The 13,732-nt window shown below is 66.3% G+C and carries 14 protein-coding genes; 3 read left to right on the forward strand and 11 right to left on the reverse strand.

The window, feature by feature from the left end; all coding sequences use genetic code 11:
* Window positions 1-285 precede the first annotated feature (285 nt).
* Complete coding sequence (gene trxA / locus TMZ1T_RS14735; protein ID WP_004265846.1) at window positions 286-612, forward strand: thioredoxin TrxA; 327 nt, start codon at window positions 286-288, stop codon at window positions 610-612.
* A gap of 178 nt (window positions 613-790) precedes the next feature.
* Complete coding sequence (gene rho, locus TMZ1T_RS14740; RefSeq protein WP_040828237.1) at window positions 791-2,050, forward strand: transcription termination factor Rho; 1,260 nt, start codon at window positions 791-793, stop codon at window positions 2,048-2,050.
* Window positions 2,051-2,126: 76 nt separating this feature from the next.
* On the opposite strand, the gene TMZ1T_RS14745 is transcribed toward rho, so the two are convergent.
* Window positions 2,127-2,978 (reverse strand): 3-hydroxybutyryl-CoA dehydrogenase, encoded by an 852-nt coding sequence (locus tag TMZ1T_RS14745; protein WP_004265849.1) that lies wholly within the window; start codon window positions 2,976-2,978, stop codon window positions 2,127-2,129.
* Between the two features lie 301 nt (window positions 2,979-3,279).
* On the opposite strand from TMZ1T_RS14745, the gene TMZ1T_RS14750 reads away from it, so the two are divergent.
* Window positions 3,280-3,993: a GntR family transcriptional regulator gene (locus TMZ1T_RS14750; RefSeq protein WP_004265851.1), complete on the forward strand. Its 714-nt coding sequence runs from the start codon at window positions 3,280-3,282 to the stop codon at window positions 3,991-3,993.
* Window positions 3,994-4,195: 202 nt separating this feature from the next.
* Here the strand turns inward: TMZ1T_RS14750 and TMZ1T_RS14755 are convergent, their stop codons facing one another.
* The 10 genes from TMZ1T_RS14755 to TMZ1T_RS14800 form a co-directional block, all read right to left on the reverse strand.
* A complete protein-coding gene (locus tag TMZ1T_RS14755) occupies window positions 4,196-4,771 on the reverse strand; it encodes a hemerythrin domain-containing protein (RefSeq protein ID WP_004265854.1) in 576 nt (191 codons plus the stop codon).
* Between the two features lie 20 nt (window positions 4,772-4,791).
* A complete protein-coding gene (locus tag TMZ1T_RS14760) occupies window positions 4,792-5,505 on the reverse strand; it encodes an ABC transporter ATP-binding protein (RefSeq protein WP_004265867.1) in 714 nt (237 codons plus the stop codon).
* Window positions 5,498-6,274: an ABC transporter ATP-binding protein gene (locus TMZ1T_RS14765; protein WP_004265868.1), complete on the reverse strand. Its 777-nt coding sequence runs from the start codon at window positions 6,272-6,274 to the stop codon at window positions 5,498-5,500. The genes TMZ1T_RS14760 and TMZ1T_RS14765 overlap by 8 nt, the downstream gene beginning before the upstream one ends.
* Entirely contained in the window at window positions 6,271-7,236 is a 966-nt protein-coding gene (locus tag TMZ1T_RS14770) for a branched-chain amino acid ABC transporter permease (RefSeq protein ID WP_012585808.1), read from the reverse strand. The genes TMZ1T_RS14765 and TMZ1T_RS14770 overlap by 4 nt, the downstream gene beginning before the upstream one ends.
* Before the next feature lie 4 nt (window positions 7,237-7,240).
* Window positions 7,241-8,107 (reverse strand): branched-chain amino acid ABC transporter permease, encoded by an 867-nt coding sequence (locus tag TMZ1T_RS14775; RefSeq protein WP_004265873.1) that lies wholly within the window; start codon window positions 8,105-8,107, stop codon window positions 7,241-7,243.
* 106 nt (window positions 8,108-8,213) lie between these two features.
* Entirely contained in the window at window positions 8,214-9,386 is a 1,173-nt protein-coding gene (locus TMZ1T_RS14780; RefSeq protein ID WP_012585809.1) for an ABC transporter substrate-binding protein, read from the reverse strand.
* Between the two features lie 155 nt (window positions 9,387-9,541).
* On the reverse strand, window positions 9,542-10,330 hold the full coding sequence (gene dmpH, locus TMZ1T_RS14785) for a 2-oxo-3-hexenedioate decarboxylase (RefSeq protein ID WP_004265878.1): 789 nt from the start codon (window positions 10,328-10,330) through the stop codon (window positions 9,542-9,544).
* Window positions 10,331-10,359: 29 nt separating this feature from the next.
* Window positions 10,360-11,142, reverse strand: a complete 783-nt coding sequence (gene dmpE, locus TMZ1T_RS14790) for a 2-oxopent-4-enoate hydratase (RefSeq protein ID WP_004265883.1) — start codon at window positions 11,140-11,142, stop codon at window positions 10,360-10,362.
* A 14-nt stretch (window positions 11,143-11,156) separates the two neighbouring features.
* Window positions 11,157-12,617, reverse strand: coding sequence for a 2-hydroxymuconic semialdehyde dehydrogenase (locus TMZ1T_RS14795; RefSeq protein WP_004265886.1), 1,461 nt, complete (start codon window positions 12,615-12,617; stop codon window positions 11,157-11,159).
* 145 nt (window positions 12,618-12,762) lie between these two features.
* Entirely contained in the window at window positions 12,763-13,692 is a 930-nt protein-coding gene (locus tag TMZ1T_RS14800; RefSeq protein WP_004265889.1) for a catechol 2,3-dioxygenase, read from the reverse strand.
* Window positions 13,693-13,732 lie beyond the last annotated feature (40 nt).

Raw genomic sequence — 13,732 nt, forward strand, 5'->3', positions numbered from 1 at the left:
CAAGCAGGCGCTTGCCCGTCCGCCAGCAGCGATTTCCTTGACGGCGCCCCCGGCATCGCATAAGTTTCGGAAAAATTTCTTTACGGAAGGCCTCTCCTTCCGCTGGATCGTCGTGCATCGCAGCAGCGCCTCCCGCTCGCGGCGAGATCGCAGGGGGTCCGCCCCTTCCCGCACGCAGCATCCGTTCGCATTACCCCGCAACACCCCATACCCCGCAGCACCCGTTACCCGGCAACGAGGGCTTCCGCCTTCGTCACCACCCCCTGCCAGCCTTAGTGAGGAATCATGAGCGAGCACATCCACCATGTGACCGACGGCAACTTCGACGATGAAGTGCTGCAGTCCCAGACCCCTGTCCTGGTCGATTACTGGGCCGAGTGGTGCGGCCCCTGCAAGATGATCGCGCCGATCCTGGACGACGTCGCCAAGGACTACGCGGGCAAGCTCAAGGTCGCCAAGCTCAACATCGACGACAACCAGGAGACGCCCGCGAAGTACGGCATCCGCGGCATCCCGACGCTGATGCTGTTCAAGGGCGGCAATGTCGAGGCGACCAAAGTGGGCGCCCTTTCCAAATCTCAACTGACCGCCTTCATTGACAGCAACATCTAAGCCGGACCAGGCTCCGGCCCGTTCCCGCGGTTCCTCGCGCGCCCGTCGCCGCGGCGCGCGCAACCGGGACGGCAATTCCCCCCAGAATCCGCAGACCGAAGACGATCTGTTCGACGTCGAGAACGGCGGCGAGGAAGGTTCTTCCACGCCGCGCGACCCCGACGCGCCCGCGCTCCACCTGTCCGAACTCAAGGCCCTGCACGTCAGCCAGCTGCTGCAGATGGCGATGGACGCCGGTGTCGAGGGCGCGAACAGGCTGCGCAAGCAGGAACTCGTCTTCGCGCTGCTGCGCAACCGTGCCCGCAGGGGCGAACCGATCTGTGGCGACGGCGCACTCGAAGTGCTGCCTGACGGCTTCGGCTTCCTGCGCTCTCCCGACACCTCGTATCTCGCGGGGACGGACGACATCTACGTGTCGCCCTCGCAGATCCGGCGCTTCAACCTGCGCACCGGCGACACCATCGAGGGCGAGATCCGCACGCCCAAGGACGGCGAGCGCTACTTCGCGTTGACCAAGCTCGACAAGATCAACGGGCGGCCGCCGGAAGAGTGCAAGACCAAGATCCTCTTCGAGAACCTCACGCCCCTGCATCCGCAGGAGTGCCTGAAGCTCGAGCGCGAGGTCCGTGGCGAGGAGAACGTCACCAGCCGCATCATCGACATGATCGCGCCGATCGGCAAGGGCCAGCGCGGCCTGCTCGTCGCCCCGCCCAAGAGCGGCAAGACGGTCATGCTGCAGCACATCGCGCACGCGATCACGGCCAACCATCCCGACGTCAAGCTGATCGTGCTGCTGATCGACGAGCGCCCGGAGGAAGTGACCGAGATGCTGCGTTCGGTGAAGGGCGAGGTCGTGGCCTCCACCTTCGACGAGCCCGCCACCCGTCACGTGCAGGTCGCCGAGATGGTGATCGAGAAGGCCAAGCGCCTGACCGAGCACAAGTACGACGTGGTGATCCTGCTCGACTCGCTGACCCGTCTGGCGCGCGCCTACAACACCGTGGTGCCGGCCTCCGGCAAGGTGCTCACCGGTGGTGTCGACGCCAACGCGCTGCAGAAGCCCAAGCGCTTCTTCGGTGCGGCGCGCAACATCGAGGAAGGCGGCTCGCTGACCATCATCGCCACCACGCTGGTCGACACCGGCAGCCGCATGGACGACGTGATCTACGAGGAATTCAAGGGCACCGGCAACATGGAGCTCCACCTCGACCGCCGCATGGCGGAGAAGCGCGTGTATCCGGCGATCAACGTCAACCGCTCCGGCACCCGCCGCGAGGAGCTCCTGCTCAAGGCCGACGTGCTGCAGAAGGTGTGGATCCTGCGCAAGCTGCTGTACGGCATGGACGACATCGACGCGATGGAATTCCTCCTCGACAAGGTCAAGGCCACCAAGAGCAACGCCGAGTTCTTCGACGCGATGCGCACCGGCCGCGGCTGATTCCGCGCTCGACAGCAAAACGCCACCTTGGAGGTGGCGTTTTTTCTTGTGCGGCCGCGCCGTGCGCGGCCGACGCTCACTTGTAGTCGTAGAAGCCCTTGCCGCTCTTGCGACCGAGGTAGCCCGCCTCGAGCATCTCGACCAGCAGCGGCGCCGGGCGGTACTTGGGGTCCTTGGTGCCTTCATAGAGGACCTGCATGACCGCGAGCTCGACGTCCAGGCCGATGAGGTCGCACAGCGCGAGCGGGCCGATGGGGTGGTTGCAGCCGAGCTTCATCGCCTCGTCGATCTCGGCTGCGGTCGCCAGGCCCTCGCCGAGCGCGAACACCGCCTCGTTGATCATCGGGCACAGCATGCGGTTGACCACGAAGCCCGGACTGTTCTTGACCTTGATCGGCGTCTTGCCGATCGCCTTCGCGACGTCCTCGACCGCGGAGTAGGTCGCCGCCGAGGTCTGCAGGCCGTTGATCAGCTCGACGAGCGCCATCACCGGCACCGGGTTGAAGAAGTGCATGCCGATCACCTGGCCGGGACGCTGGGTGCCGGCGGCCAGGCGGGTGATGGAGATCGACGAGGTGTTGCTGGCGAGAATCGCCTCCGGCTTCACGATACGGTCGAGGTCGGCGAAGATGCGCAGCTTGAGATCGACATTCTCGGTCGCCGCCTCGATCACCAGGTCGCAGTCGGCGAGCGCATCGAGCGAGCTCACGGTGGTGATGCAGGCCATCGCGGCGTCCTTCTGCGGCGCGCTCATCCTGTCCTTCTTGATGAGGCGGTCGAGGCTGGCCGAGATGGTCGCGAGCCCGCGCTGCACCTGCGCCTCGGCGACGTCCATCATCACCACCTTGCGCCCCGCGACCGCGAACGCCTGGGTGATGCCGTTACCCATCGTGCCCGCACCCACCACTCCGATCTTGCCGATACTCATCGCCTTCGTTCTCCGCACAGGATTTTGGTCGACGCAACGGCCGCCGGACGACGGTCTCCATACCGCTGCGTATGCGCGGGGACTTTAGCGGATTCCGCGGGCGGGTGCCAGCGTCGCGCGGCCGCACAGCGGGAGGATCGAAAGGCGCTCCACCCAAGCGTTTCTCGATGCTCGGCAGCTCGGGCGAAGCGCTGCAAGCAAGCCGGCTTTTCGATCATTTCTCGATATTTTTCTTGTGAGTCCCCCGGGGCAGCGGCTACATTAGAGAGGCCTCCATCCGTCCCCCTTCCTCTCCAAGATCATGCTCCACACCTCGCCTCCCTACGCCGTCCGCCAAGAAACCGAGGTCGCCGAACCGAAGACGCTGGTCGAGGCGGCCTATCGCAGCCTGCGCCGCAACATCATCGAGGGCCGCCTGTCGCCGGGCGAGAAGCTGCGCATCGAGCACATCAAGAACGACTACGGCGTGGGGGGCGCGACGCTGCGCGAGGCCCTCTCGCTGCTCACCTCGGATGCGCTCGTGGTGTCGCAGGGCCAGCGCGGCTTCCGCGTCGCCCCGGTCTCGCTCGAGGACCTCGCCGATATCACCGAGACGCGGGTGATGCTCGAGTGCAGCGCGTTGCGCCAGTCGATCACGCTCGGCGACGAGGCCTGGGAGGCCGAGCTCACCGCCGCCTTCCACCGCCTCACGCGCGCGGAGGAGAAGCTCGCCGAAGGCAACAATCGCGAGCAGTGGGAAGAGCGCAACCGCATCTTCCACGAGGTGCTGATCGCCGCCTGCCCCTCGCGCTGGACCAAGCACTTCCTGTCCATCCTCTATCACCAGGCCGAGCGCTACCGCCACCTCTCGCTGCGTCGCAGCGACGGTACGCGCCGGCTGCACGACGAGCACGCCGCCCTGTTCGAGGCCGCGATGGGGCGTGACGCCGAGACTGCCACCCGCCTGCTCGGCGAACACATCCGCCTGACGCTGCAGTCGGTCAGCCTCGACAAGGCCGCCACCGCCAGCCACTGAGCCGGCCACCCGGGCTTGCCGCCGCACAGCGGCGAACAGTCAAAAAAATGGCCCGCCGAAGCGGGCCAAACCCGAAATCACCTCTGCGCGGGCGCGCAGAAGGCAACCACGACGAACTGCTCGATTTCGGGGAGGGAGAGCCTGGGATGGAGAGGGCCGCGGGGCGCGCGAAGCCTGCGGCCATCTCCGCCGGAGCGTGTGCTCAACCGCCGCCCAGCCCGACCGGCGCCGGGGCGGTGTTGACGATGCGGGTGAACAGCGCCGCGTACTTGCCCGCCGGTCCCTGCCAGGGGTTGTCGTTGGCGAGGAAGGCGGCGTCGATGTGCGCCCAGTCCTCCGCGCTCAGGTGCTTCCGGGCGAGCGGGAAGATCAGGTGCTCCTCGGTGTTCATGTGCTGCCACTCGTGCTCGATGTAGGTCTTGAGCGCGCCCTGGAAGCCCGCCAGGCCGGATTCGCCTTCGCGCCGGTAGGCCTCGAGCGCCGCACGCAAGGTGGCCATGCGCGCATCGCCCTCGCGGTGCTCGGCCTCCAGGCGCTCGATGATCGGCAGCGCCTCCGCGCTGCGCTCGCGCAGGCGGGCGAAGAGGTAGCTGTCCTCCTTGGGGTGGTGCACCTTCTCCGGGACCATCTCGATGTACTCGATCATCGACGCCATCAGCTCGAAATCGGGCTTCAGCCGCCCCGCCTCGATCGAGGCGACGAGCCCGCGCAACCCGCTCAGCATCGCGGCGAGGGCGCGGTGCTCGTCATGGATGATGTCCAGCGACTTGTTGCTCATGCTTGGTTTCCTCCTTGCTCTCAGACGCCGAGATGCTTCTGGATCAGCTCCGGCTGGGCGCGGATCTCGTCGCTGGTGCCGTCGAATACGACCTGCCCCTTGACCAGGATCATCGCGCGGTCGCAGATGCTGGTGACCGCGCCGTGGTTCTTGTCCACGATCACGGTGGCGATGCCGGTCTTGCGGATCTCCTTGACGATGCGCCAGATCTCCATCGCGATCAGCGGCGCGAGGCCCTCGGTGGCCTCGTCGAGGATCAGCAGATCGGGGTTGGTCATCAGCGCACGGCCAATGGTGAGCATCTGCTGCTCGCCGCCCGAGAGCTGCCAGCCGCCGTTGTTGATGCGTTCGCCCAGGCGCGGGAAGGTCTCCATCACGCGGTCGAAGGTCCACTCGCGGCGACCATCGACGCCGGCGCGCGCCGACATCAGCAGGTTCTCGCGCACGCTCAGGCTCTTGAAGATGCCGCGCCCTTCCGGCACGTAGGCGATGCCCTGCTGCGCGGTCTGGAACGTGCGCGCCCTGGTGTAGTCGTCGCCGCGCACTAGCACCCGACCGTGCCTGGGGCGGACGATCCCGAGCATGCTCTTGATCAGCGTGGACTTGCCCATGCCGTTACGGCCCATGAGGGCGATGCCCTCGCCTTCGCGGATGTTGAAGTCGATGCCGTGCAGGATGTGACTCGCACCGTAGTAGGTGTGGATCTCCTTGGCTTCGAGCAGCATGTTAGACATGGAAGCTGTCCTCCGTACCCAGATAGGCCTGCTGGACGGCCACGCTGGCCTTGATCTGCGCGGGCGGCCCGCACTCCAGCAGCTGGCCGTTGACCATCACCGTGATCATGTCGGCGACCGCGAACACCGCATCCATGTCGTGCTCCACGAGCAGGATGCCGCGCGTCTGGCGCAGGCGCTTGAGCACCTCGACCATGCTCGCCGACTCCTCCGAACCCATGCCGGCGAGCGGCTCGTCGAGCAGCAGCACCTGCGCGTCGGTGGCCAGCACCATGGCGATCTCGAGCTGGCGCTGCTCGCCGTGGCTGAGCACGCCCGACACCCAGTCGACGCGCTTGCCCAGGCCGGCCTCCTCGATGCAGGCGCGCGCCTTCTCCAGCGCCCACTTCTGCTCCATCGCCTTGCTGAAGAGGCGCCACGGTTGCTGGCGGCGCGACTGCGCGGCCAGGCGCACGTTCTCGAGCACGGTGAACTGCGGGAAGATGTTGGTGCGCTGGTAGCTGCGCCCGATCCCCACCTGCGAGCGCTGCGCCGCGGTAAGCGCCGTGATGTCCCTGCCGAGGTAGTGGATGCGCCCCTCGGACGGCGGCAGGTCGCCCGAAAGCATGTTGATGCAGGTCGACTTGCCGGCACCATTGGGGCCGAGCAGCACATGGATCATCTGGCGCTCGAGCGTCACGCTGATGTCCTGGTTCGCCACCAGACCGCCGAAGCGGCGGGTCAGCTTGTCCGCCTGCAGCAGGACTTCGTTCTTCGTCGTCACGCTCATTTGGCCTCTCCTCCCTGCAGGGCGCGCTTGATACGGCCCGGAACGCCGGCCAGGCCACCCGGCAGGAACAGCACGACCGCGACGATCACGCCACCCATCAGCAGCTGCCAGTACTTGGTGATGTCGGCGAAGATCTCGCGCATCGCCTCGAAGGCGAAGGCCCCCGCGATCGCGCCGGCGAGATTGCCCATGCCGCCCAGGATCACCATCAGCAGCACGTTGCCCGACTCGTGCCAGGACAGCAGCTCCGGGGTCACGAAGCCGGACAGCACGGCGTACAGAAAGCCCGCCAGCCCGCCGAGCGCGCCGGCCAGCGTGAAGGCGCCGAGCTTGTAGCGGAAGGTGTAGTAGCCGAGCGACTGCATGCGGTGCTCGTTGCTCTTGATGCCCACCAGCACGCGGCCGAAGGGCGACTGCAGCACGCGCGCCAGGAACAGATACACCAGCACCAGCACCGCGAGCACGAAATAGAACATGTGCACTTCGTTGGTGAGGTCGAACGGCTCCCAGCCGAAGATGGACGCAGAGGGCTTGTTGTTGAGGTACTTGCCGTCCGAACCGCCGCCGAGCGGGGTGTCGTGGAAGATGAAGTAGGCCATCTGCGCGAAGGCCAGCGTCACCATGATGAAATAGATGCCCTTGGTGCGCAGCACGAAGAGCCCGATCACGAAGGCGGCGAGCGCGGACAGGCCGACCGAGGCGGGCAGCACGTACCACAGGCTGGCCGCCTCGTACTCGGGGCTCAGGATCGCCACCGCGTAGGCGGCGATGCCGAAGTAGGCCGCATGGCCGAAGCTGACCAGGCCGGTGAAGCCCACCAGCAGGTCCAGGCTCATGGCGAAGATCGCCATCACCAGCACCTTGCCGACCATCTCGATGTAGAAGGACTCGCCCGACAGCGGCACGCAGGCCACGATCGCGAGCGCGACCAGCTTGGGAATCAGGGAAGCATTTGCGTTCATGGTCTCAGCCCTTCTTCAGGATGCCTTCGGGGCGCCACAGCAGGACCACCGCCATGACCACATACACCACGATGCCGGAGAGCTCGGGGACCAGGACCTTGCCGAAGGTGTCGGCGAAGCCCACGATCAGCGCGGCGACGAGCGCGCCCCACACCGAGCCGATGCCGCCGATGACCACGATCACGAAGGAGATGATGAGCACGTGGCTGCCCATGTTCGGGAACACCGACGAGATCGGCGCGGCCAGCATGCCGGCGAGCGCGGCGAGCGCGACGCCGAGCGCGAACACGACCCGGTAGATCATGTTGATGTTGATGCCGAGCGCCTCGACCATGCCGCGGTCGTCGTTGCCGGCGCGGATCATCATGCCCAGGCGGGTGCGCTGGATCAGGTAGTAGAGCGCGACCGCGAGCACGATGCAGATCGCCGAGATGGCCAGCCGGTATACCGGATAGCTCATGACCTCGGTGAGCTGGATCGAGGCGTCGAGGAAGGCGGGAATCGCCACCCCGTGCACATCGTCGCCCACGAGCAGGCTGCGCAGCTGCTCGAAGATGAGAATGAGGCCGTAGGTGAGCAGCACCTGCTCGAGGTGGTCGCGCTTGTACAGGTGGGAGAACAGCGCCCACTCCAGGAAGGCGCCGAAGGCCAGCGCCAGCGGGATGCCGAGCACCACCGCCAGCACCAGGCTGCCGGTCGCGCTGGTGAGCACGAAGGCCAGGTAGGCGCCGATCATGTAGAAACTGCCGTGCGCCAGGTTGATGATGCCCATGATGCCGAACACCAGCGTCAGTCCGCTTGCCACCAGAAAAAGCAGCAATCCGTACTGCAGCGAGTTCAGCGTCTGGATCAGGAAGCTTGCGAAATCCATGACACTCCCCCTCCCGGCAGGCATGCGCCTGTCAGGATCGATCAGGGTTCAAGAAGGAACGGGATTGGGGGGCGGCCCGAGCGGCCGCCCCTGCGAGGCTGAAGGCTTACATCTTGCAGCCGCGGGCGGGATCCTCGAGGCCCTTGGAGACGATCTCGAGCATCACGTTCTGATCACCCTTGACCTGGCGCATGTAGATGTCCTGCACCGGGTTGTGCGCCTTGGACAGCGTGAAGGCGCCACGCGGGCTGTCGATCTTGGCGGACTCCATGCCCTTGATGATCTCTTCCTGCTTCTCCGGATCGCCGCCGGCGGCCTTCAGGCCGGCCTCGTACATCTGCGCGGCGTCGTAGCCCTGCACCGCATAGACGTCGGGCTGGAGCTTGTAGGTCGTCGCGTACTTGGTGCGGAAGGCCGCATCCCTGGCGTGGGTCAGGCCGTCGGCGTAGTGCAGCGTGGTGAGCAGGCCCTCGCCCGCTCCGCCCATCGCACCGAGGTTGCCGTCGGTGAGGAAGCCCGGGCCGTACAGCGGGATGCTGTTCTTGAGACCGGCCGCGGCATAATCGGCGACGAACTTGGCGGCGCCGGCGCCGGCGAAGAAGACGAACACCGCATCGGGCTTGGCCGCGGCAATCTCGGTCAGGAAGGGCTGGAACTCGACGTTGGGGAACGGCAAGGTCATTTCCTTGACGAGCTTGCCGCCCCCCTTCTCGAAGGCTTCCTTGAAGCCGGCGACCGACTCCTCGCCGAAGGAGTACTTCCAGGTCACCGTGGCGACGTTCTTGATGCCCTTCTTCGCAAGCGCCTCGCCCATCGCGTAGGACGGCTGCCAGGCCGAGAAGGACGAGCGGAAGATGTAGGGCGAGCACAGCGGGCCGGTCAGCTCGTTGGCGCCGGCGTTGGGGACGATCATCAGGGTCTTGGTGTCGCGGGCCACCTTGGCCATGGCGAGCGCGACCCCGGAGTGGACGGTACCGACCAGCACGTCGACCTTGTCGCGCGAGACCAGCTTCTTGGCGTTCTCGGTCGCCTTGGCCGGGTTGGACTCGTCGTCGACGGTGAAGTATTCGACCTCGCGGCCGCCGAGCTTGCCGCCGTTCTCGTCGACGAACTGCTTGAAGCCGTTGGTGATCGCGGTGCCGAGCGCGGCGTAGGTGCCGGTGTAGGGCAGCATCAGGCCGACCTTGACCTTGTCGGCCGCGTTCGCGGCGCCGATGCCGGCAGCGGCCAGCGCGAGGGTCAGGGCGAGGTTGCCGGCGAGTTTGAACGTGCTCTTCATGATGTCTCTTCCTTGCAGGTGGGTTGGATTCGTGCGTCTTCTGGACGACGCATCGTCTTGCGGATTCGGTCGGCCCCGTCGCGGCACGGGCTGTGCCGCGACCGGGCTGGAAACGCGGCCGCCGAGGCGGCCGCGCGCCGACGAGGGCGGAGGCCTCAGATGAAACGGGTGCTGACGCTGCCGAGCGACTGGATGCGCAGGTTGACGCTGTCGCCGGCCTGCACCGAGACCGCCTCGGTGACGCCGCCCGACAGGATCATGGTGCCCGCGGGGATCTCCTCGCCGCGCGCGCCGAGGTGGTTGGCCAGGGCCGCGATCGCCGCCGCCGGGTGACCGAGCACCGCGGCGCCGGCACCGACCGCCACCGGCTCGCCGTTCTTCTCGAGGACCACACCCAGGGTGCGCAGATCCAGGCCGGCGACCGGCGCCGCCTGGCCGCCGAGCACGAAGCGGGTCGACGAGCAGTTGTCCGCGATCACGCTCTTGAGGTCGAACTTGAAGTCCTTGTAGCGCGAATCGATGATCTCGATGCCGGGCATGACGAAGTCGGTCGCCGCAAGCACCGCGCCGATGTGGCAGCCGGGGCCCTTGAGCGCGCGCTTGGTGACGAACACGATCTCGGGCTCGACCTTCGGGTGGATCAGCTCGCTGGTCTTGATCTCGCCACCGTCCGGCACGCTGAAGTAGTCGACGAGCCAGCCGAACACCGGGGTGTCGACGCCCATCTGCTTCATCTTGCCGCGCGAGGTCAGGCCCGCCTTGAGGCCGACCACGCGGTTGCCACGCGCCAGCTTGCGGCGCAGGATCTCGGCCTGGATCGCGTAGGCGTCGTCCCAGTCCATGTCGGGATGGGCCTCGGTGATCTTCACCACTTCGAAGGCCTGCAGTTCGGCGTTCTCGAGGTGTTCGGCCAGTTGTTCGATGGTTTGCTGATTCAGTTTCATTGGAAGTTTCCTGTTGGATTGGGGGCGGGTCAGACGAAGCGCACCGAGCAGCCGCCGATGCCGCCGATCGTCATGCGCAGGTTGTCGCCGCGCGCCACCGGGACCATGGCGCCCATGGCACCCGAGAGCACGATGTCGCCGGCCTTGAGCGCGATGCCGAGCGAGCCGAGCATGTTGGCCAGCCACACCATGGCGTTGACCGGATGGGCCATGGTGGCCGCGCCGGCGCCGGTGACGACGATCTCGCCGTTCTTCTCCAGCACCATGCCGGCGAGCGCGAGGTCGAGGTCGGCGATGTCGACCAGCTGGTCGCCGAGCACGAACACGCCGCACGAGGCGTTGTCGGCCACGGTGTCCTGGATCTTGATCTTCCAGTCCTGGATGCGCGAATCGACGATCTCGAAGCAGGCCATCACGCCTTCGGTCGCAGCGAGCACGTCGGCTGCGGTGACGCCCGGACCCTGCAGGTCCTTCTTGAGCAGGAAGGCGATCTCGCCCTCGGCCTTGGGCTGGATGAGCGTGTCCATGTCGACCGACTCGCCCTCGTTGAAGACCATGCTGTCGAGCAGGTAGCCGAAGTCGGGCTGATGCACGCCCAGCATGTTCATCACCGCCTTGCTGGTGACGCCGATCTTCTTGCCGATGACGCGGTCGCCCTTCTCGAGGCGGCGCGCGATCATGCGCTGCTGCACGTGGTAGGCGTCCTCGATCGTCATGTCGGGATGCGCGGCGCTCAGCGGCGCGATCGGCGTGCGCGCGACGAGCGCGTCGTAGAGCGAATCGCCCAGGGCTTCGATGGTTTTCTGGTCCATGTACGATCTTCCTATTACAGCTTGATGCAGACGTTCTTGAGGTCGGTGTAGAACTCGAGCGAGTGCACGCCGCCTTCACGGCCGATGCCCGACTGCTTGGAGCCACCGAAGGGGGTGCGCAGGTCGCGCAGGAACCAGCTGTTCACCCACGAGATGCCCACTTCCATCTTCTGCGCGACGCGGTGGGCGCGCGAGACGTCCTGCGTCCAGATCGCGCAGGCCAGGCCGTACTTGTTGTCGTTGGCCTTCTCCAGCACTTCCTCCTCGGTGTCGAAGGGGGCGATGTGGCAGCACGGCCCGAAGATCTCTTCCTTGATCACGCGGGCGGTTTCCGGCAGGCCGGTCCAGATGGTCGGCTGCACCCAGCAGCCATCGGCGAGTTCGCCCGGCATCTGGGGCACGCCGCCACCGGTCACCACGGTCGCACCTTCTTCCACGGCGACCTTGTAGTAGGACAGCACCTTCTCCTGATGCTTCTTGCTGACCAGCGGGCCGAAGTTGGCGGCCGGATCGTCCGGCACGCCGATCTTCATGCCTTCGGCGCCGGCCTTCAGGGCGGCGACGAACTTGTCGAAGATCGGGCGCTCGACATAGACGCGCTCGGTGCCCAGGCAGACCTGGCCGCAGTTCAGGAAGACGGAGCGCAGGGTGCCTTCGATGGCCTTGTCGAAGTCGCAGTCGGCGAACACGATCGCGGCGTTCTTGCCGCCCATTTCCAGCGACACCGGGCGCGAGCCGTTGGCCGCCGCCTTCATGATGACCTCGCCGGTGCGGGTCTCGCCGGTGAAGGTGAGCGCGTCGACGTCCGGGTGGGCGGTCAGGAAGGCGCCGGCGGAGTTGGCGCCGAAGCCGTTGACCACGTTGTAGACCCCCTTGGGGATGCCGACCTTGTTCATCACCTCGCCGAGCAGCGCGGCGGTGCGCGGGGTGTCTTCCGAGGGCTTGACGACCACGGTGTTGCCGCAGGCCAGCGCCGGGCCGACCTTCCAGGTCATCAGCAGCAGCGGCAGGTTCCACGGGCAGATCACGCCGACCACGCCGACCGGACGGCGATAGCCGTAGTTGATCGCCTTGCCGCCGTCGGGCGTCGTCATCTCGAAGAACTCGGTCGGAACGTTCTTGACCATGTCCGCGAAGACCTTGAAGTTGGCCGCACCGCGCGGGATGTCCACATGCGAGGCCATGCTCTTGGGCTTGCCGGTGTCGGCGCACTCGGCCTCGAGGAAGTCGTCGAAGCGGTTGTTGATCTCGACCACCAGGGCCTCGAGCAACTCGATGCGCTTCTGCAGCGACATCGAACCCCAGGGGCCCTTCAGCGCGGCCTTGGCGGCCTTGACGGCGGCGTCGACTTCCTTCTCGCCGGCTTCGGCGACCATGCCGATCACCTTGTTGTTGATCGGGTTGCGGTTCTCGTACCACTTGTCGGTGGCGACGTATTCGCCGTCGATGAAGTTGAGGATCTTGTCAGCGATCATGATTTCTCCCGTTACGTTTTCGAACGTTGCTGGATTGTGTTGCCGCTTTTCGTCGTGGCCTCGTCGGGCGGGCGGCGTCGGGGATGGGGTCGGGGGGTGCGTCCTGGCGCATGCCCGGCGCGATGCGCCGGGCATGCGGACCAGGTCAGGTCACGACGGTCAGGAAGCGCTCGTTGAGCTTGCGGTCGTGGTAGAAGATGCCGGCGCCGACCTCGTCGAAGGTCCAGGTGATCGGCGCGTGGTCGGGATAGGTCTCGTAGCCGCCGCAGAAGGTCTCGAAGCGGTTGCCCGAGGGGTCGAAGGCGTAGATCGTCGAGCCGCGGGTGATGCCGTGGCGGGTCGGGCCGATGTCGATCGACACCCGGTTCATCGACATGATGTCGGCCGCGCGCAGCACCTTCTCCCAGCTGTCGAGCAGGAAGGACAGGTGGTGCAGCTTGCCCGGCTCGGGGTGGGCGACGAAGGCCAGGTCGTGCGCCTTGTGCGAGCAGGAAATGAAGGTGGCGAGCAGGGACTTGCCGTCTTCGAGCAGCACGCGCTCGACGAGGTGGAAGCCGAGCACCTCGGTGAACAGCTTGAGGTTCTCCTCGAGGTTCGGGCCGTAGAGCAGGCAATGGTCGAAGCGGTGCGGAGCGATGCCGTGCTCGGAGGCGGCGATCCACGGATCCGGGTTGGTGTAGGGCTGGCCGTTGCCGACGTCGGTCTTTTCGGCATACAGCTCCATGACGTGGCCGGTCGGGATGGTGAAGCGCACGCGCTCGCCGGTCTCGAGCAGTTCGCCGGCCGGGATGCGCTCGGTGGCGACGCCGTAGGCCTGCAGGTCCTTGTCGAGTTGCTCGAGCGTCGCCTTGTCCTTGACCTTGAAGCCGATCAGGTCCACGCCGGCACGGTCGGCCTGGCGCAGGATCACGCTATTGTGGTCGCGCTCGTCCCAGGCCTTGAAATACACACGGCCGGCTGCATCGCGGCCGGTCTCGACGAGCCCGAGCACGTCCTTGTAAAAGGCCACGCTTTCATCCAGATCCAGCACGCGCAGCTGGATGTGGCCAGGACGCATCACTCCGGTAGTTGCCATCTTGCATCTCCTCTCAGGGGTCACGGACGGGGTTGCGGGC

Origin of the sequence: Thauera aminoaromatica (genome assembly GCF_000021765.1) — a bacterium.
Lineage (GTDB): Bacteria > Pseudomonadota > Gammaproteobacteria > Burkholderiales > Rhodocyclaceae > Thauera > Thauera aminoaromatica.

Coding starts and splice junctions, on each gene's coding strand:
- trxA (WP_004265846.1), top strand. CDS start 286: ATGAGCGAGCACATCCACCATGTGACCGACGGCAACTTCGACGATGAA.
- TMZ1T_RS14745 (WP_004265849.1), bottom strand. CDS start 2,978: ATGAGTATCGGCAAGATCGGAGTGGTGGGTGCGGGCACGATGGGTAAC.
- TMZ1T_RS14750 (WP_004265851.1), top strand. CDS start 3,280: ATGCTCCACACCTCGCCTCCCTACGCCGTCCGCCAAGAAACCGAGGTC.
- TMZ1T_RS14755 (WP_004265854.1), bottom strand. CDS start 4,771: ATGAGCAACAAGTCGCTGGACATCATCCATGACGAGCACCGCGCCCTC.
- TMZ1T_RS14760 (WP_004265867.1), bottom strand. CDS start 5,505: ATGTCTAACATGCTGCTCGAAGCCAAGGAGATCCACACCTACTACGGT.
- TMZ1T_RS14765 (WP_004265868.1), bottom strand. CDS start 6,274: ATGAGCGTGACGACGAAGAACGAAGTCCTGCTGCAGGCGGACAAGCTG.
- TMZ1T_RS14770 (WP_012585808.1), bottom strand. CDS start 7,236: ATGAACGCAAATGCTTCCCTGATTCCCAAGCTGGTCGCGCTCGCGATC.
- TMZ1T_RS14775 (WP_004265873.1), bottom strand. CDS start 8,107: ATGGATTTCGCAAGCTTCCTGATCCAGACGCTGAACTCGCTGCAGTAC.
- TMZ1T_RS14780 (WP_012585809.1), bottom strand. CDS start 9,386: ATGAAGAGCACGTTCAAACTCGCCGGCAACCTCGCCCTGACCCTCGCG.
- dmpH (WP_004265878.1), bottom strand. CDS start 10,330: ATGAAACTGAATCAGCAAACCATCGAACAACTGGCCGAACACCTCGAG.
- dmpE (WP_004265883.1), bottom strand. CDS start 11,142: ATGGACCAGAAAACCATCGAAGCCCTGGGCGATTCGCTCTACGACGCG.
- TMZ1T_RS14795 (WP_004265886.1), bottom strand. CDS start 12,617: ATGATCGCTGACAAGATCCTCAACTTCATCGACGGCGAATACGTCGCC.
- TMZ1T_RS14800 (WP_004265889.1), bottom strand. CDS start 13,692: ATGGCAACTACCGGAGTGATGCGTCCTGGCCACATCCAGCTGCGCGTG.